This is a genomic window from Bradyrhizobium sp. U531, from assembly GCF_051710265.1.
In the GTDB taxonomy this organism is placed as follows: domain Bacteria; phylum Pseudomonadota; class Alphaproteobacteria; order Rhizobiales; family Xanthobacteraceae; genus Bradyrhizobium.
The window spans coordinates 1,639,165-1,654,803 of the sequence record NZ_JASVEN010000001.1; the positions used below are offsets into that span (position 1 = coordinate 1,639,165).

Sequence of the window (15,639 nt, forward strand, 5' to 3'; positions counted from 1 at the left end):
CGCTTCTGCCTTTGCGCGAGACGAATGGCTCCGGCGCATTCGCGGCCCTACTCCCGCGCGCGGCGCAGCGCGTCCTGCAGCTTCTTGCGCTGCTTGTCCCAACGGTCCTGTTCCGTCTCGATGCGCACATCCAGCGCGGCACGGGCGGCCTCGATCTCCTCGCTGCGCGCCTCGTGTTCCCGCCTCGCTCTGTCCAGCGCCGCCTCGGCGCTAGCGACCGCCTTGTCGCGGCGCGCGCGCTCTTTGGCGCGGGCAGCCTCCTCCTTGCGCCGCGCGGCCTCCCGCCGCCGCTCCTCCTTCTCGAACGCCGCGGCAGCCTTGCGCGCGGCTTCAGCGTCGACCTTGGCGTCCTTACGCGCCGTCTTGGCAGGAGGCTGCTCCGATCGCGCCTTGGTCTTGGATTTGGCGTTGGGTTTGGTCTTGGGTTTAACCTTGGTCTTCGCCTTGCGCCTGGGCCTCTCCTCGCCTTCGCCGAGATCCGTCGGCAGCGCGGCGCTCTCCGTGAACGGGCCGTCCGAGCCGACCGGACGCCTGAGCACGACGCCTGGCTTTGCCAGCGTCGCCTTGACGATCGCGGGGTCGTCGGTCTCCGTCGCGGCGCCCTGGTGGAACAGATTGGAGCTCGCGCCCCACGCCTCGAGCGCCGCCTTCATCGAGGGCGCCGCCACCGCCTGGTCGTAGAAGCCGAGCGAGGTCTGGTAGGTCTTCAGTTTTCGTGTCGGCTTCGCTGGCATGTCGTCCCGTGATCCCGGCTGCTTACGCAGCGTAGCCCGGATGCAGCGTAGCGCAATCCGGGGTCCTGTGCCCGAGGGCCGTAGCCCGGATGAGCGAAGCGATATCCGGGGCTCATCCCGCCAGAGGATTCCCGGATGTCGCTCCGCTCATCCGGGCTACGAACCGTCCTGCCCGTTACGAACCTCCGAGCAATGCATCATAGCCCTGCGCGCTGAACGCCAGCAGACAAAAGCCGTGCCCGAACGGATCGGCCAGCATCGCGATCCGGCCATAGGGCGCATCGCGCGCTGGCGCCTCCAGGATCGCGCCGGCGCGAAGCGCGCGTTCCACGGCCGCATCGACATCGTCCACGACGACGTCGATATGCACAGGCGTCCAGTGCCGCTCGTAGCGGCGGCGATCACCGCCGGCACCGATCGTGCCCGCCTGCTTGGTCAGCAGATAGACCGGCGCCGGCCAGCCGAGCAGCTCGACGAAATCGCTGCCGAAGCGGCGGCCGACAGTGAGGCCGAAGGCGGCGGTGTAGAAGCGCGTGGCTTGCGCCACATCAGGGACGTCGATGTTGAGGAGGAAGGACATGGCGGCTCGTCGCGAATTGCGATGCGAGCGTAGCCCGGATGGAGCGCAGCGCAATCCGGGATGATGCCGCATCCGCGCGCTGTTTTGCCCGACGCCGCAAGCGCTGTTCAGTCGAATCCGAAAATGCAAGCCTTATCAAAGCCCCGTCTACTGTGCATGGGGTTGTTTTCGCAAAATTGAGTTGGGCGCCCTCACTTGCCTCTGAGGCTCAGGATATAGGCCGACAGCACGTCCGCCTGCTCCGGCGAGATCACGAGGTTCGGCATGTTCTGGTGGTTGGTCCGCCAAAACACCTTGAGCGACAACGCGGTGGTGCCGTTGCGGTCGGCGATCGCCTGGAAGCTCGGGGCCTCGTCGAAGAAGCCGGCCATGCGCGGCTCGACGGCGTGACAGGTCTGGCACCACGCCTGCGCCAGGCGATGCCCTTCGGCGACCGCGCTGCGTGCGCCGGATCGCGGCGCTCCGGCGGCGGTGTGGACGACGCTGAGCAGAAACAGCACCGACAGCGCAACGAGGGCGAGAAGGCCGAAAGAGATTCGAACGCTGTGCGACATCGCGATTCCCCGCCGTGGCTTGCCGACCCGCGAAGCGTAGGACGGACCGGCCGGCCGAGGTTGATTTGCATCAACAGCGCGCCTCGCGAGAGCTTCCCTGCATCGTTTCGGTGATATCGCACCTTCCACCGATCACCCGGCCTAGCATCTGCCAGCTTTCCCTTGCTTTCCCGGTCACGGACCCTACGGTCGCGCCGCCAACGAAGCCCTTGACGAGACCAGCCATGACCGATGCGATGAAATGCCCTTCCTGCAACTCCGAGCACGCCTATCAGGACCGCGATCTCTGGATCTGCCCGGAATGCGGCCATGAATGGAGCGGTACGGCGGAAGCCGCCGCCGCGGATAGCGCGCAGGATGCCGGCGTGCGCGATGCCAACGGCAACGTGCTCAGCGATGGCGACAGCGTCATCGTGATCAAGGATCTCAAGATCAAGGGCTCGTCCTCCGTCGTCAAGGGCGGCACCAAGGTACGCAACATCCGCCTCCAGGACGCCACCGACGGTCACAACATCGCCTGCAAGATCGACGGCATCGGCGCGATGAATTTGAAGTCGGAGTTCGTGAAGAAGGCTTAGCGGCAAGCGCCTGCGCAGAAACTAGCGCTGCCGCTGCGCCAGATAAAATCCGCACAGCACCGTCACGAGGCCCGCGGCCTGCAGCATCGTCGGCGGCTCGCCGAGCAGCAGCCAGCCCGTGATCAGCGTCAGCGCCGGCACGCAGGCCGGAAACACGGCGGCGCGGGCAACGCCGAGACGCTGCACCGAGACGGCGAACAGATAGAGCGCGGCGGGGCCGGCGAGCACGCCCTGCGCCACTGCCTGGATCGCGTTCTCCGTCACGCCGATCGCGGCGATGTGGGCAAGGCCGACGGTTGCGAGATAGATCGGCAGCAGCAACAGCGACAGCACGTTGATGACGAGCGCGGCCGGAACGGCGGAGACGCGCCAGCGCCGCAGCGCCGCGCCGAAGCCGGCGAACATGAATCCCGTCAGCACGAAGATCAGATCGCCCTGCACGCCGTCGATGCCGATATGGCCGATCGATTCCGCCCCGATCACGCCGAGCCCGGCGACGATGACGAGCGCGCCGATGAGCCGCGAGGCGGAGATGTGCTCTTTCAGGATAATCGCGGCGAGCAACAGCCCGCCGAGCGTCGCGCAGGACGGCTGGATCACGCTGCCATGGCCGAGCGGCACGAACAGGAAACCAGTGTAGGAGATCAGCGACATCACGGGGCCGCCAAGCACCAGCAGCGCAAGGCCCCGGCCCCAGCCGATGCCACAGAGATCGGAGATGCCGGCGCGCAGCACCAACGGCAGGAACACGATCCCCGACCAGACGTAGCGATGCACGAGCAGATCGACCGGCGTAAAGCCGACCTTCAGCCCATGCCGCGTGCCGGCAAAGCCGAGCGCCCAGAACAGCGCCGCAGCCAGGCCGCAGGCCACGCCGAGCAATGCCGGCGCCGTATCGTTCTTTTGGGTGAGAGCGTCAGCGCCGCTCGTTCGCTGATCCATGGATCAAGCCTTATGTCAGTGCGCCAGCCGGCTCAACCCACGCCGCTGCAGAGCTGGCACGCGGCGAATTTGCGTAGGCTGGACGGCCCTGCCCGTCACGCCTCCTCCGCCTCGAAGACCATCCGCCATCCCTTGCGCGTATCCATGTATTCGCGCACCTCGCGGATCTTGTCGCCCGCCACCGTGAACACGAAGCAATAGTCGATCTCGTAAGGCTTGCCGCCGGGCAGCGTGGCGCGCATCCGCTCCTCCACGATCACGACATCGCCGTCGGCGTACACGCCGCGGAATGCGATATCGACGTTCGAGAACAATTTGTGCATTTCCACCGCGATGAAGCGCGCGATCTGCTGCGCGCCGACCATATGATCGGTGTGATCGAGCGCGATTGCGGTGGCGTTGCCCTTCGGCGCGATCCATTCGGCATCGTCTGTGAACAATGCGGCGATGCGCAGCGCATCGCGCGACGAAAAGGTCTTCCAGGCATTTACGACGATTTCTTTCGGACTGGACACGATGCGCTCCCGGCTTGCATTGAGGGCCCACCTTCTAGGCCGCGATGCGCGTTGCGCGCTCGCCACAATCGGACTCGGTCATCCCGCCGCCCTTCCGGCCCCGCCGCCATGCGCTATGATTGGGCCATGCTGAGCTTTCGGACCTGCACCGCCGCCCGCCTGCGCCGCGATCCCCGCTACGACGGCCGCTTCTTCACGGCGGTGAGAACCACCGGCATCTATTGCCGCCCGGTCTGTCCGGCCAAGCAGCCGCTGGCGCGCAACGTGAGCTATTATCCGACGGCGGCGGCGGCAGAGGCCGCCGGCTTCAGGCCATGCCTGCGCTGCCGCCCCGAAACGGCTCCGTTCTGCCCGGCCTGGAACGGCACGCGCTCCACGGTGACGCGCGCCATGAAGCTGATCGATGGCGGCGCGCTTGATGAAGGCTCGGTGGTCGATCTGGCGATGCGGCTCGGCATCTCGTCGCGCCATCTGTCGCGTCTGTTCGAGCGCCACGTCGGCGCCACGCCACAGCAGCTCGCCAAGACGCTGCGCGTCCAGCGCGCCAAGCGCCTGCTCGATGCCGGCGACGACAACATGACGGACATCGCATTCCAGGCCGGCTTCGGCAGCCTGCGCAGGTTCAACGCCGCCTTCGCCGAGCTCTACGGCCGCTCGCCGTCAAGCCTGCGCGCGGTGCGCGCGCGGAGAGCTTAGCGCGCCGCGCAAGACCGATCAGAAAAATCCCGGGCTGAGATCGAGGCCGTAGGTCAGGCTGAGCACGAAGACGAACAGCGCGGCGGCGGCGAACAGAGCGATGTGCTTGAGAATGAACGCACGCGGCGAAACGGTAGCAACGACGGCTTTCTGCGCAACGGGCATGATGGCCTCCATTATGATTTCAAACATTGGCCGCGATGATGCGACTGCCGCATCAAGCAATGCGTTCTGCAAAACAACTGTTAAAAGGATCACGCCCGTTATGAACGGGGATACACAACCGGCACATTCACGCGAACTTGTTCGCGGCCGAAGTCTCAATCAGCGCATCGACTTCAATTCATCGCGCCGAGAGCTTGCACGATGCGCGCTGGCGCAAGATCGCACAGTAGAGAGTTCCGACGTCGACGCGACAGGCAGGTCGCGTCGACGTTGGAAGTCAATCGAGGCCGTGGATCCCGCCTCTCCGCGGAATCCAACTGCCTTCACACATCGTCAGCTTAGCGGGCGGCGCCCGTGGTGACGCCCGCGGTCTTCACCTTGCGGGGGCTGAGCACGCTCGCCTGGTGGACCGAGACGACCGTGGCCGGCGCAGCGGCCTGCTGCTCGACATGAGCGGCGCCGAGGACGCGAACCTGCAAGGGCGAGACCGCAAATCCATTGGTCTCGTAAGTCGGCAGTTCAGCGGCGAAAGCCGCGGTGCTGCCCGCGATCGTCAGGATGGTGGCGGCGATCGACAGAGTCTTCTTGTTCATTGGTGATGCTCCTGAGTGGAAGAGTCGGAGCCAATCTAGGACTGATTTGCTGCAATGCGACATACTTTGTTGCATCGCAACAGCGCGTGAAACGCATGGCGATATGTTTAATGGGTACAAGGCCTTGGCCGAATCACGCCAGCAACGACACGAGACTTTCACAGATGGTGTTTAACTGCTGAGCGCGCGGCTGCAGCAATCGGGAAGGCTCGTCTTCCAGCCCGCTCACGTAACAAAGTTGCGCAGCAGGCGACCGGCCCAGCCTGATGGAACCCGCGTTGCGCCTCGGCAACACCCCTTTCGAAAAGGCGGTCGCCACCGATCTGCGCCATTGCGCTGCCACATGGTCCTCCGAACAATCGACGCGTTGCGTGCCTTTCCGTGCAAGACTGTTCGTCAGACTGTTTGCATCATGACTGTCCGGGCAAGACGGGTTCGGGCAGAACCGTTTGGAGGCAGGGATCATGAACGATCGGCGGTCTCTTCTGGTGGCGATCACGTGCCCCTCGGCGGTGCTCGCTGGATGGCTGGCGCTTTCGCTCTCGGCCTATGCCCCTGCCCTCATCGAGAACAGCGGCGCCAATGCGTCTGCCGTCTCGCGCGCCAAAGATCACGCCAAGGATCACGCTAAGGATCTCAGCCGCCTCGATCTCGCCGACATTCCGCGCGCCGCGACCATCGATGACGGCATCGCCTTGACCGCCGACATCGCCGCCGCCGTCGCGGCAACGCCGGCCTCGACGATCGCTGAAGCCGCGCCCGAGCCTGCCGCTCCCGCCATCAAGCTCGCTTCGGCGGACCCTGTGCTGATCCTGCCGGTTGAAGCCCCGCCCGCGCCGCAGATATCCCCCGAACCGGAGCCCATCACAACCAGCGAGGTCGCTCCCGCTGCGACGCCAGAGCCCGTCAAGCTTGCATCCGCCGATCCCACCGAGATCGTGACGACCGACGCCTTGTCCCCCGCGGCCATCGCGAGCGGCCCGGTCGCACCAGCGAGCAAGGCATCGCCGCCGGCCGACACCGTCGCCGTGCTCGACGAATGCTTCGTCATGGACAGCTGCGTCGATCGCTATCTCTGGGCGCTCTATCAGCGCACCGCGAAGGAAGATTCGATCAAGGTCCAGGAGCGCCGCGCGGTCACCGTCAAGCGCAAGGGCAAGACCGTCACGGTGATGCGCAGCTTCACCAAGCTCGTGGACGAAGATTTTGGCTGGAAGGATCCGAAGGCCGCCGAGCATGTCAACATGTCGATGATGGATTACGTCATCGGCGGCATGGACAAGGGATTCAAGCTGAAGCTGTTCCGCACACTGCTCGCTGCGGAAGCCGCCGGCCTTTCGCCCGGCATCACCAGCGCCTTCCGCGACGACTATCGCCAGTCGATCGCAAGCGGGCTGAAGGCGGCCTCCGACCGGTCCTATCACGGCGGCAGCTCGCGTGGCGGCTACGGCCACGGCATGGCGGCCGACATCGTCAGCACACAAGGGAACAACCGCGCGCAGCGCTGGGTCTCGACCGAAATCCTGTGGAAGTGGGTCGATGCCAACGGCAAGGCCTACGGCATCGGCCGGCCCTATCTCGGCCGCGATCCCCCGCATGTCGGCCCGGTCGATGGCCCGGAATACGTCTCGCGCCGAGGCACCGGCGACGGCAAGCAAGTCGCCAGCGTGAAGTCCAAGAAGGTGGTGCGCGCCGCGGCCCACGCCAAGCCGCCAAAGGCACAGGCCGCGCGCGAGCAGAAGAGCCCGGCCAAGCCGCAGAAGTCGGCACAATCGACCGGCAAGCGCGCGACCTGACGCCGTTACGGCTGACGTCCTGGTGTCGGGAGCGGCACCAGCCGCATCTCGGCCGTGCCGGCGTCCTGCGTGCGCACCAGCACTGCAAAGACAGTCTCGACCGCAAGCCGCACCGCGGCCTCCGTCGTCTCGCCCTTGGCGAGATGAGCCGCGATCAGGCCGGTGAGGAGATCGCCGGTGCCGTAGGGGCGGATCGGCAGGCGCGGCGTCGCAAAGCGCGACAATTGTCCGGCCGCGCACAGGATCGTCTCCACCTGCCCAGCCGCCGTGTCGGCGAGCGCACAGCCGGTGGCGACCACGTCGATGCGGCGGGTCCCCGCCAGCGCCGCACACGCAGCGCGCAGGCCTGGCACATCGGCGATCGCGACGCCCGAAAGCAGCTCGAGTTCGAACTGGTTCGGGGTCGTCAAATGCGCGGCCGGCAGCAGCCGGTGCCGGACCGCGTCCAGAATGCCGTCGGCGACATAGACGCGGCCGTCATCGCCGATCACGGGATCGCAGAGATAGATCAGCTTCGCATTCCGCGTGAGCGCCCGCTCGACGAAATCGGCGATCACGGCGGCATTGCCGGGCGAGCCGAGATAGCCGGTCACCAGCACGGCGGCCTCGTCGACGAGGCCGCGCTCCTCGACGCCCTTCAGGAGATCGGCAACGAGCTCGGTCTCGAGCACGCGACCGCGCAGGCTCGGATAGCGCGGATGATTGGACAGCAGCGTCGTCGGCACCGCGGCAACGTTCACGCCCTCCGCCTGCATGGCATAGGCGGCGGCGCTGTTGCCGACATGACCGTGGACCACCTGGCTTTGAATGGAGATGACGAGCATGACAGAGGTCCGTAAGGATAAACGTCGAGCGACGCAAGAGTAGCCGGGATGGCCCGCACGCGCACGCTTCAGCGTCGCGCCAGCTCCGCAAGATAAGCGCAGAACATGTCGGCCAGCCCATCCGCATGACGCACGATCTCGGCATCTTTGCGCGGCACTTCCGAAAACCGCTTGCCGATCTCGCTCAGCGTCGTCTTGATCAGCTCGCCGGCAAGTGCGCGTGTCGCATTTGCCGCCTTGGGCAACGCTTCCCGCATGAACACCGCGATGATCTCCTCACCGGCGGCCCGCGCGTCGTGCGCCTCGGGCGCGTCGCGATAGAGCGGCGCGGCGTCGTTGAGCGCGACGCGGATGGCCGCTTCCTCGCACTCCGAGCGGATGAAGGCGTGGACCAGCGCACGCAGCCGCGCCGGTGGCGGTTTCGTCCTATCCGCGAGGATGCCACGCAAGAGTTCGCTGGTGCGCTGCCACTCGTCGCTCTGCAGACGAAACAGGATCGCGGCCTTGTTGGGAAAATATTGATAGAGCGACCCGACACTCACCCCGGCCCGCTCCGCCACCCGCGCCGCGGTGAAACGCTGCGCGCCTTCCTTCGCCAAAACCTGAACAGCAGCATCGAGAATGGCCGCGACGAGCTCGCTGGAGCGAACCTGTTGGGGCTGCTTTCGCGAGGAAATTGAACGGCTTCGACGGTCGGCCATCGCGCTCTCCGGCAATGCGAATAGGAAATGCGACGAATTAGTCGTATTTCCATCGGCACGCAAGGAGGCCCTTCTTGCCGCCCTTTGGAGACCTCGAATGACCACCTCAACCATCACAACGATTGCGCCGCTGCTCGATCGCCTGTTCGGCGAAGCCGAGGCGGCAGGCGGCGCAACGCGCGCCGCGATCGCCGATCTGTCCGACACCGACCAGGCGCGGATGATGCGGAGCAAGACCGATTACCGCGACCTCTACGGGCGCCTGAAGGACGTCCCGCTCGCGGTCTCGCGCGAGACCGGCGCGCTGCTCTACATGCTGACGCGCAGCTCCCGCGCCCGGACGATCGTCGAATTCGGCACGTCGTTCGGCATCTCGACGCTGCACCTTGCCGCGGGCTTGCGGGACAATGGCGGCGGCCGCCTCATCACCAGCGAATTCGAGCCGTCCAAGGCCGCGCGGGCGCGAAAGAATCTCGCAGCCGGCGGCCTGATCGATCTCGTGGACATTCGCGAAGGTGACGCGCTGAAGACGCTGAGCGCCGATCTGCCCGAGACGATCGATCTCGTGCTGCTCGATGGTGCCAAGGCGCTCTATCCGGATATCCTGGACCTGCTCGAAAGCCGGCTCGGACCGGGCGCAATCATCGTCGCCGACAATGCCGACGACAGCCCGGACTATCTGGCACGCGTCCGCAAGGCCGGAAGCGGCTACATGTCGACGCCCTTCGCCGAGGACGTCGAGCTGTCCGTGCGGATCAACTGAGACGGATCCAGCCGCAGGAACCTGGAGCCGCTCGCGCCCTCAGCGCGGGCGGCTTCACGGCGCGTCCAGCCATCGTCGCAGGCGCGTCACTCACATGTGATACTTGCTCCCGGCCAAAGCCAGACGCCCGCGTGCTAAACATACCTTCCGCGCGGTATCTTTATTCATCCCGCGGAGGAGCAGACCATGACTTCCGCCTTCCAGGCCTATGCCGCGCTCGCCCTCGCCATCATTCTCGAGGTCACGGCGTCCGCCTTTCTGCAGCAATCCGCACAGTTCACCCGCCCGTGGCCGACGCTGGCGATGGTGCTGTTCTACATCGCCTCGTTCTACGCGCTGTCGGTCGCGATCCGCGTCATCCCCTTGAGCATCGCTTATGCGATCTGGGGCGGGGTCGGCATCATCCTGACGGCCACCGTCTCGTTCGTGATGTTCCGCCAGATGCTGGACGCCGCGGCCTTCGTCGGAATCGGGCTGATCGTGTCGGGGGTCGTGGTCATCAACCTGTTCTCCCAGACCACGGCGCATTGATGCCGGAAAGCCCCTATACCCGCGCCAAGCAGCCCGAGCAGGTCCGCCGCGCCCTGCTCGACCACGCCGCGACGATCGCGATGGACCATGGTGTCGCCGGCGTCACGGTGCAGGCGGTCGCCGCCGCGGCCGGCGTCACCAAGGGCGGGCTGTTTCATCATTTCGGCAGCAAGCAGGCGCTGATCGAGGGGCTGTTCGCCGATCTCCTCGCCCGCGTCGACGCCGAGATCGACGCGGCCATCGAGGCCGATCCGAAGCCGCGCGGCCGCTTCACGCGCGCCTATGTCAATGCCGTGTTCACCGGCAGAGCCTTCGGCTTTGCGAGCCCGTGGGCGACGCTGAGCATGGTCGTCGTCACCGATCCGTCGCTGCGCCGGCTCTGGAACGACTGGATCAAGGCGCGCCTGAAGCGTCACCGCGCAACCGACGGCGCGCCCGAACTGCACATCGTGCGTCTCGCCGCCGACGGCGCCTGGCTTTCCTATGTCACGACAGGACAGACGCGGATGAGCGCCGAGCTGCGCGCCGTGCACACGCGCCTGCTCGCGCAGACCCACCGGCGCGGATAGCGGCAGATCACGTCGCACGTAGCCCGGATGGAGCGCAGCGCAATCCGGGAACGCTGCATCGGGTGGCAACACCCGGATTACGCTTGCGCTCCATCCGGGCTACGGGCCGGCATTGCGCGGCCTACTGGCTCTGCACCGGCTTGGCCGGACGGGGAGCGGATCGCGCCGGCTTCTTGGCCGGCTTCGCCGCTGCGCGCGGCGGCTCGTCGACCGACTGCAGATAGTCGGCAAGCACCTTGGCCGAGTCCGAGCTCGTCGCGTAATGGTCCTTCAGGAACCAGGACAGCGTCAGGCTGAAGCGACCCTTGGCAAGGCCGCGCGGGCTGCGATGGCAGGTTGCACAGCCGTCTGCGAAGAGCTTGGCGGGCGGCTTGCCGGCATCGAGATTTTGGGCGGCCGCAACCGTCGCCGTCAAAACCGCGGCGGCTGCAAGGCCCATCAGAGGCGCGATCCGGTCACGCCCCGGTCGAAACAGCCATGTCAAATGTCGTTCCCTCGCCCCTTCAGGCGGTCAGGCCGCGGACAGCTGATCGAACTCGGGCGGCGCGTAGGCCTTGCCGTCCTGATCGGTGATGACGACCTGCCACCCCTCGCTCGCCCACACCCTCGCCTTCGCCACGATGAGCAGCCGGCTCTCGCGGGCGAAACTGTACTTCTCGTTGTCGCGTTCTGCGATCATCTTGTAGGCCAATTCGCATCCCCTTGCGTCGCCCTGCACCCGGCCTCGTCGTGGCAGCGGGCTTTGGCGGCAATTCGCCGGGAGCGTGGCAATTTGGTGCCATCCGCAGGCATGACGTCAGCAGGCTTGGCGTCGGCGGCCCGCATCGCGCGTTCCCCGCCGGAACGGATGTCCACCCGCAGCGGGCTCAATCCACGGGAATGGCAGGGACCGTCTCGTCATGCTGGATCGGCCGCGGGGATCCGGCCCGTCACCTCGGCGACGGAACCGATCGCCCCTCTCCGAGCTCCGCTAATGTACGCGGATGACATGGGGGCGGCCGAGGTCAATCAGCCCCTGCACCGCCGAGAGGCGGTCGTCGAGGGCTGCGATCGTGAGCAGCAGATTATTGCGGCGCTCGTCCAGCAGACCCATCTCGGCGCCGGTGAGCTTTGCGCTCGTCCGTTCCTTGAGGATCCCGTCGAGGGATTCACGCAATCCGGCAAGCAGCCCGCTCAGCTGCTTGGCTTCCTTGGTCATCGAACGCTTCGCGACATTTTGGCGACGCGTTTCCGTCTGGCTCTGTCTCATCATCATCCTCCCGTGCCCCGCTGCCCCGAGTGGATGCTTACAGCTTTGGGTAGAGATGTTACGATCGATGAAATCTGCCCGCGAAGAATTGACTTGAATTGTCGCAACCTCGACAGGGCCAAGAAAAGCCCGGCGCGTGGGCCGGGCTTTCCTGACGACGTTCGTGCTCTGTTGGCCTCAGTGCTTCTGACCGGGACCACCGGCCGGAGCACCGCCGCCACGCGGCGCCGCGTTGATGTGGGGCGCGCCGCCGCCGGGGTGCGGCATGGCCGGTGCCGTCGCACGCGGCGCCGGCATCTGGGCATGGGCATTCATCGGCGAACCGTGGCTCACATTCGGCTGCGCAACATGCGGCATCGCGGGCCGCGCGGCGGGAGCCGCGGAAACGCGCGGTGCTTCATGCGCGCGCGCCATCGGCTGGGCTCGCATCGCTGCGGGACTCGCGGTCCGTTCGTGCATCATGCGCGCCTGCGCATCGCGCGGATTGCGCGTCTGCACATTCATCCGCTCATGCGCGATACGCTCGCTCCGCCCGGCATGCGCGCGATCGACGGCAACGGCAGCATCGCGCTTCGCGGCCACAGCGTCGCGCCTCGCAATCGCCGCATCGGGCCGCGCAGTCGCGGCGTTGCGTCCGGAGATCGCGGCGGCGTCCTTGCCCCGCACGCCATCCCGCTGCAATGCCGCCGCCGCATCACGTGTCGCGGCGCGACCGATGCGGGCCGCGCGCGGATCGATCGTCATCCGCATCGCGACATTCTGGTGCGAGGTCCAGTACGTATTCCAATGGGCGTGGCGGTGGTACCAGGGACGTCCGGAGTAATAGCTCGACCAGTACGATGTCAGCACGAACGGGACGACGGGCACGTCGATCTCGTCGACGTAGTCGGGCAGATAGACGTAGTGGTTGCGATAGAGGTATTCGAGATATTGCGACGACACCCAGCCGCGATCATCAGAGAAGCTGACATCGCACCAGGCATTGCCGCGCAGGCAACCATGGATGTTGACGCGGGCGCCCTCGGGGATGCGATCGACCAGGGGAAAGCCGGCGCCCGGCCCGGCGCGCATGCCGGTCGAGACGGTGACGATGCCTGGCGCGGCCAATGCGGCCGTTGGTGCGAGCAGCAATGCGGCAGTCAGAACACTCTTGAATTTCATGACGTGATCCTCCTCGTTCGAGTCGGAACGCGCCAGCAGAACGGCCGTTCCTTGCAAGAGGGTCTCATCCGTCGAAAGACTGAGCCGCGTGGCGCGCGCGGTTCAATATTCATGCGCCGTTCATCGGCTGCGCGCCGGCAGCCCCAAGGGCCGTCAGTCGGCTCGCAACATGAACGCGTCGAAGTACGAGGCAAGCCCGGCGAAGTCGTCGAGCTTCAGCACGCTTGCGACATACTGGTCGGGACGCACCACCACCATGCAACCGGCTTTCCGATCGATGCCGCGCATAGCGAAAACGTCGTGGCCGCTCTTGATATCCGGGCAGAACATCTTTTCGTAGTCGATCAGGCCATAGCGACCCTTGCGCGGGAGCAGCAGCGACGGCATCGCCTCGACCGCCAGCTCGCGATGATCCCGCTGAAACACCGCGCGCAGATCGATCATGCCGTCGATGTCGGCTCCTGCAGGCGTATAGCGCCGGATCGGCGAGCCCCGGTCCTCCGTGAGGAAACTGCACAGTGCGCGAACGGCCGACCCCGAGGCTGCGGGATCCTCAGCCGGAGAGAACGCGTAGATACGGAAGCGACCGTCGGCCTGTGCGGCATGGCCGAGATGTACCGGCTTTGCGTCCGCAAGTCGGATCACCGGGGCAGAATGAAAGCGCTTGCCGATGACGAGGCCTTGCGCGAGGTGTTGGTGCGAGCCTGCGCCGGTGAGGATCGACGGCGTGTAATGCGTCGCGGTGCCCGCCGTGTAGCGGCCGTGGCGGACGAAATAGTCCTGCGTCCTGGCGGCATCGGCGCCGCCGGCCTTGGCGGCGGAGGCGAGAATGCCCGCCCATTCGCGGTCGAAATCGATCAGCTCCTTGGCCACCGCCTGGCGCTCGGCCGAATAGGAGTGCAGCAGCTGCGGGGGGCACTGCCTGCGCAGCACCGCGGCGAGCTTCCAGCCGAGATTGAAGGCGTCCTGCATCGAGACGTTCATGCCCTGCCCAGCCTTGGGGCTGTGGGTGTGGCAGGCATCGCCGGCGATGAAGATTCGCGGCAGCCGCGTCGCGATCTCCGCATCCGGCACGTCGTCGAACTTGTCGGTCAGACGCTGACCGATCTCGTAGACCGACCACCAGGCGATCTCCTTCACGTCGAGCGTATGCGGCTTCAGGATCCGCTGCGCCTTCGCAATCACATCATCGGCGGTGATGTTGCGGCTCGCGACGCGCTCACCGACCTCGAGCTTGGCCAGCTCGACATAGATGCGGACCATGTAGCCGCCTTCGCGCGGGATGATCAGCAGGCTGCCGTCCTTCGCCGACTGGATCAGGGACTTGAAGCGGATGTCCGGAAAGTCCGTCACCGCCAGCACGTCCATCACGCCCCAGGCGTGATTGGCGGAATCGCCGTGCAGCTCGCGGCCGATCGATTTGCGCACCGTGCTGCGGGCGCCGTCGCAGCCGACCACGTAGCGCGCCTTGACCGTCTCGACCTTCCCCTCGTTGCCGGCATCGACGCGCTCGAGGCGGACGGTCACGGCGTGATCGGCAGGCCCCGCGGCGGGGTTGACCTCGAGATCGAGCAGGTGGCGGCTGTAATGCGGTTCGAGCCTGGCCGGTGATTTGCGCATGACATCGAGAAAGCCGTCATGGATGCGGGCCTGGTTGAGGATGACATGCGGGAATTCCGACAGCCCGTCTTCGACGTCCTGCACCCGGCCGCTGCGCATGATCGTCTCGGGCTTCCGGTCGTCCGGCTTCCAGAACGTCGTCTCGTTGACCCAGTAAGCCTCCTTCAGCACCCGCTCGCTGAAGCCATAGGCGTGGAACATCTCCATGGTGCGGCAGGCGATGCCGTCGGCCTGCCCGACCAGCAGGCGCTCCCCCTTCTGTTCGACGATGCAGGTCTTGATATCAGGGAATTGCGCAAGCTGCGCCGCGAGCGTGAGGCCGGCCGGGCCGCAGCCGACGATGAGGACATCGACCTCCGAAGGCACGGCGCCCGTTGCGCCCGAGGCCTGAACGCGCTCCGCGGGATCGGCAATCTCGGGATCGCCCGGCTGAAATCCATTCAGATGGAATTGCATGACCACCTCTCCCGTCAACGTCTTCTTCGATATTGATCAGTATGCTGACTATCAGTATACTTGTCAATGATCCGCAGCGCCCTCGTCGAAACGGAGAATTCGGTGAAAGACAACAACGACATGCCCGGACATCTGGCGCGCCGCTTCCAGCAGATCGCGGTCGCGGTGTTCCTGGCCGAGGTCGAAGACGCCGGCTTCGACCTGACGCCGGTGCAATACGCCGCGCTCGCGACCATCAAGGCCAATCCGGGGCTCGACCAGGTGACGCTCGCAGGCCTGATCGCCTATGACCGCACCACCATCACCGGCGTGATTGATCGCCTCGTGCAGAAGGGGCTTGCCGAACGCCGCGCCTCGAGCCGCGACCGCCGCGCTCGCGAGCTCGAAATCACCGACGAGGGCCGCCGCACGCTGCGCAAGATCACGCCCGCCGTGGAATCGGCCCAGCGCATCATGCTGCGCGGTCTCAGCGCCAAGGAAGGCGAAGAGTTGATGCGGCTGCTGAGCAAGGCGATCGCCGCCGGCAACGATCTCAGCCGCGCGCCGCTGCGCAACGTCCAGGCCTGAGCCGGTATTTTTGTCCGTAATTGTCGCAAGCCAGCGAAACCCGGA

Annotated in this window: 21 protein-coding genes; 7 read left to right on the forward strand and 14 right to left on the reverse strand. The window is 66.1% G+C overall.

Annotated features, from left to right (window positions below; translation table 11 throughout):
• Positions 1-47: 47 nt before the first annotated feature.
• The 3 genes from QRQ56_RS08030 to QRQ56_RS08040 form a co-directional block, all read right to left on the reverse strand.
• On the reverse strand, positions 48-734 hold the full coding sequence (locus QRQ56_RS08030) for a cell envelope biogenesis protein TolA (protein WP_438738972.1): 687 nt from the start codon (positions 732-734) through the stop codon (positions 48-50).
• A gap of 175 nt (positions 735-909) precedes the next feature.
• Positions 910-1,314 carry a VOC family protein gene (locus QRQ56_RS08035; RefSeq protein ID WP_438738973.1) on the reverse strand — a complete coding sequence of 135 codons (405 nt, stop codon included), beginning with the start codon at positions 1,312-1,314 and terminating at the stop codon, positions 910-912.
• A gap of 191 nt (positions 1,315-1,505) precedes the next feature.
• Positions 1,506-1,868 carry a c-type cytochrome gene (locus QRQ56_RS08040; protein ID WP_438738974.1) on the reverse strand — a complete coding sequence of 121 codons (363 nt, stop codon included), beginning with the start codon at positions 1,866-1,868 and terminating at the stop codon, positions 1,506-1,508.
• Between the two features lie 224 nt (positions 1,869-2,092).
• On the opposite strand from QRQ56_RS08040, the gene QRQ56_RS08045 reads away from it, so the two are divergent.
• Positions 2,093-2,446, forward strand: a complete 354-nt coding sequence (locus QRQ56_RS08045; protein WP_438738975.1) for a zinc ribbon domain-containing protein YjdM — start codon at positions 2,093-2,095, stop codon at positions 2,444-2,446.
• Positions 2,447-2,467: 21 nt separating this feature from the next.
• Here the strand turns inward: QRQ56_RS08045 and QRQ56_RS08050 are convergent, their stop codons facing one another.
• Together QRQ56_RS08050 and QRQ56_RS08055 are read right to left on the reverse strand one after the other, a co-directional pair.
• The gene (locus QRQ56_RS08050) at positions 2,468-3,388 is read right to left on the reverse strand and encodes a DMT family transporter (protein WP_438738976.1); all 921 of its coding nucleotides are present in this window, start codon (positions 3,386-3,388) and stop codon (positions 2,468-2,470) included.
• A gap of 95 nt (positions 3,389-3,483) precedes the next feature.
• Positions 3,484-3,903, reverse strand: coding sequence for a nuclear transport factor 2 family protein (locus QRQ56_RS08055; protein WP_438738977.1), 420 nt, complete (start codon positions 3,901-3,903; stop codon positions 3,484-3,486).
• Positions 3,904-4,029: 126 nt separating this feature from the next.
• Here QRQ56_RS08055 and QRQ56_RS08060 point away from each other — a divergent pair, with 126 nt between their 5' ends.
• Positions 4,030-4,599 (forward strand): bifunctional transcriptional activator/DNA repair enzyme AdaA, encoded by a 570-nt coding sequence (locus QRQ56_RS08060; protein WP_438738978.1) that lies wholly within the window; start codon positions 4,030-4,032, stop codon positions 4,597-4,599.
• Positions 4,600-4,617: 18 nt separating this feature from the next.
• Here the strand turns inward: QRQ56_RS08060 and QRQ56_RS08065 are convergent, their stop codons facing one another.
• Positions 4,618-4,764, reverse strand: coding sequence for a hypothetical protein (locus QRQ56_RS08065; protein ID WP_438738979.1), 147 nt, complete (start codon positions 4,762-4,764; stop codon positions 4,618-4,620).
• 338 nt (positions 4,765-5,102) lie between these two features.
• A complete protein-coding gene (locus QRQ56_RS08070) occupies positions 5,103-5,357 on the reverse strand; it encodes a hypothetical protein (RefSeq protein ID WP_438738981.1) in 255 nt (84 codons plus the stop codon).
• Positions 5,358-5,821: 464 nt separating this feature from the next.
• On the opposite strand from QRQ56_RS08070, the gene QRQ56_RS08075 reads away from it, so the two are divergent.
• Positions 5,822-7,153 carry a hypothetical protein gene (locus tag QRQ56_RS08075; protein ID WP_438738982.1) on the forward strand — a complete coding sequence of 444 codons (1,332 nt, stop codon included), beginning with the start codon at positions 5,822-5,824 and terminating at the stop codon, positions 7,151-7,153.
• A gap of 5 nt (positions 7,154-7,158) precedes the next feature.
• Here QRQ56_RS08075 and pdxY read toward each other — a convergent pair whose 3' ends face one another.
• The gene (gene pdxY / locus QRQ56_RS08080) at positions 7,159-7,977 is read right to left on the reverse strand and encodes a pyridoxal kinase (protein ID WP_438738983.1); all 819 of its coding nucleotides are present in this window, start codon (positions 7,975-7,977) and stop codon (positions 7,159-7,161) included.
• Between the two features lie 68 nt (positions 7,978-8,045).
• Positions 8,046-8,678, reverse strand: a complete 633-nt coding sequence (locus tag QRQ56_RS08085; RefSeq protein WP_438738985.1) for a TetR family transcriptional regulator — start codon at positions 8,676-8,678, stop codon at positions 8,046-8,048.
• A 97-nt stretch (positions 8,679-8,775) separates the two neighbouring features.
• On the opposite strand from QRQ56_RS08085, the gene QRQ56_RS08090 reads away from it, so the two are divergent.
• From QRQ56_RS08090 to QRQ56_RS08100, 3 genes are all read left to right on the forward strand, one after another.
• Entirely contained in the window at positions 8,776-9,441 is a 666-nt protein-coding gene (locus QRQ56_RS08090; RefSeq protein ID WP_438738986.1) for an O-methyltransferase, read from the forward strand.
• Positions 9,442-9,627: 186 nt separating this feature from the next.
• Positions 9,628-9,972, forward strand: a complete 345-nt coding sequence (locus QRQ56_RS08095; protein ID WP_438738987.1) for a DMT family transporter — start codon at positions 9,628-9,630, stop codon at positions 9,970-9,972.
• On the forward strand, positions 9,972-10,541 hold the full coding sequence (locus tag QRQ56_RS08100; protein ID WP_438738988.1) for a TetR family transcriptional regulator: 570 nt from the start codon (positions 9,972-9,974) through the stop codon (positions 10,539-10,541). The genes QRQ56_RS08095 and QRQ56_RS08100 overlap by 1 nt, the downstream gene beginning before the upstream one ends.
• Before the next feature lie 121 nt (positions 10,542-10,662).
• Here the strand turns inward: QRQ56_RS08100 and QRQ56_RS08105 are convergent, their stop codons facing one another.
• From QRQ56_RS08105 to QRQ56_RS08125, 5 genes are all read right to left on the reverse strand, one after another.
• Entirely contained in the window at positions 10,663-10,980 is a 318-nt protein-coding gene (locus tag QRQ56_RS08105) for a hypothetical protein (RefSeq protein ID WP_438738989.1), read from the reverse strand.
• A gap of 72 nt (positions 10,981-11,052) precedes the next feature.
• Entirely contained in the window at positions 11,053-11,259 is a 207-nt protein-coding gene (locus QRQ56_RS08110; protein WP_438738990.1) for a hypothetical protein, read from the reverse strand.
• A 252-nt stretch (positions 11,260-11,511) separates the two neighbouring features.
• Positions 11,512-11,790, reverse strand: coding sequence for a hypothetical protein (locus tag QRQ56_RS08115; RefSeq protein WP_438738992.1), 279 nt, complete (start codon positions 11,788-11,790; stop codon positions 11,512-11,514).
• A gap of 177 nt (positions 11,791-11,967) precedes the next feature.
• A complete protein-coding gene (locus QRQ56_RS08120; protein WP_438738993.1) occupies positions 11,968-12,951 on the reverse strand; it encodes an SH3 domain-containing protein in 984 nt (327 codons plus the stop codon).
• Positions 12,952-13,104: 153 nt separating this feature from the next.
• A complete protein-coding gene (locus tag QRQ56_RS08125) occupies positions 13,105-15,027 on the reverse strand; it encodes an FAD-binding monooxygenase (protein WP_438738994.1) in 1,923 nt (640 codons plus the stop codon).
• Between the two features lie 102 nt (positions 15,028-15,129).
• On the opposite strand from QRQ56_RS08125, the gene QRQ56_RS08130 reads away from it, so the two are divergent.
• A complete protein-coding gene (locus tag QRQ56_RS08130; RefSeq protein ID WP_438738995.1) occupies positions 15,130-15,594 on the forward strand; it encodes a MarR family winged helix-turn-helix transcriptional regulator in 465 nt (154 codons plus the stop codon).
• Positions 15,595-15,639: the final 45 nt, after the last annotated feature.

Bases quoted from the DNA above. Each gene is read 5' to 3' on its own strand.
- QRQ56_RS08115 (WP_438738992.1), bottom strand. From the start codon at position 11,790: ATGAGACAGAGCCAGACGGAAACGCGTCGCCAAAATGTCGCGAAGCGT.
- QRQ56_RS08105 (WP_438738989.1), bottom strand. From the start codon at position 10,980: ATGGGCCTTGCAGCCGCCGCGGTTTTGACGGCGACGGTTGCGGCCGCC.
- QRQ56_RS08050 (WP_438738976.1), bottom strand. From the start codon at position 3,388: ATGGATCAGCGAACGAGCGGCGCTGACGCTCTCACCCAAAAGAACGAT.
- QRQ56_RS08065 (WP_438738979.1), bottom strand. From the start codon at position 4,764: ATGCCCGTTGCGCAGAAAGCCGTCGTTGCTACCGTTTCGCCGCGTGCG.
- QRQ56_RS08040 (WP_438738974.1), bottom strand. From the start codon at position 1,868: ATGTCGCACAGCGTTCGAATCTCTTTCGGCCTTCTCGCCCTCGTTGCG.
- QRQ56_RS08045 (WP_438738975.1), top strand. From the start codon at position 2,093: ATGACCGATGCGATGAAATGCCCTTCCTGCAACTCCGAGCACGCCTAT.
- QRQ56_RS08075 (WP_438738982.1), top strand. From the start codon at position 5,822: ATGAACGATCGGCGGTCTCTTCTGGTGGCGATCACGTGCCCCTCGGCG.
- QRQ56_RS08060 (WP_438738978.1), top strand. From the start codon at position 4,030: ATGCTGAGCTTTCGGACCTGCACCGCCGCCCGCCTGCGCCGCGATCCC.
- QRQ56_RS08125 (WP_438738994.1), bottom strand. From the start codon at position 15,027: ATGCAATTCCATCTGAATGGATTTCAGCCGGGCGATCCCGAGATTGCC.
- QRQ56_RS08085 (WP_438738985.1), bottom strand. From the start codon at position 8,678: ATGGCCGACCGTCGAAGCCGTTCAATTTCCTCGCGAAAGCAGCCCCAA.
- pdxY (WP_438738983.1), bottom strand. From the start codon at position 7,977: ATGCTCGTCATCTCCATTCAAAGCCAGGTGGTCCACGGTCATGTCGGC.
- QRQ56_RS08070 (WP_438738981.1), bottom strand. From the start codon at position 5,357: ATGAACAAGAAGACTCTGTCGATCGCCGCCACCATCCTGACGATCGCG.
- QRQ56_RS08120 (WP_438738993.1), bottom strand. From the start codon at position 12,951: ATGAAATTCAAGAGTGTTCTGACTGCCGCATTGCTGCTCGCACCAACG.
- QRQ56_RS08090 (WP_438738986.1), top strand. From the start codon at position 8,776: ATGACCACCTCAACCATCACAACGATTGCGCCGCTGCTCGATCGCCTG.
- QRQ56_RS08035 (WP_438738973.1), bottom strand. From the start codon at position 1,314: ATGTCCTTCCTCCTCAACATCGACGTCCCTGATGTGGCGCAAGCCACG.
- QRQ56_RS08100 (WP_438738988.1), top strand. From the start codon at position 9,972: ATGCCGGAAAGCCCCTATACCCGCGCCAAGCAGCCCGAGCAGGTCCGC.
- QRQ56_RS08095 (WP_438738987.1), top strand. From the start codon at position 9,628: ATGACTTCCGCCTTCCAGGCCTATGCCGCGCTCGCCCTCGCCATCATT.
- QRQ56_RS08030 (WP_438738972.1), bottom strand. From the start codon at position 734: ATGCCAGCGAAGCCGACACGAAAACTGAAGACCTACCAGACCTCGCTC.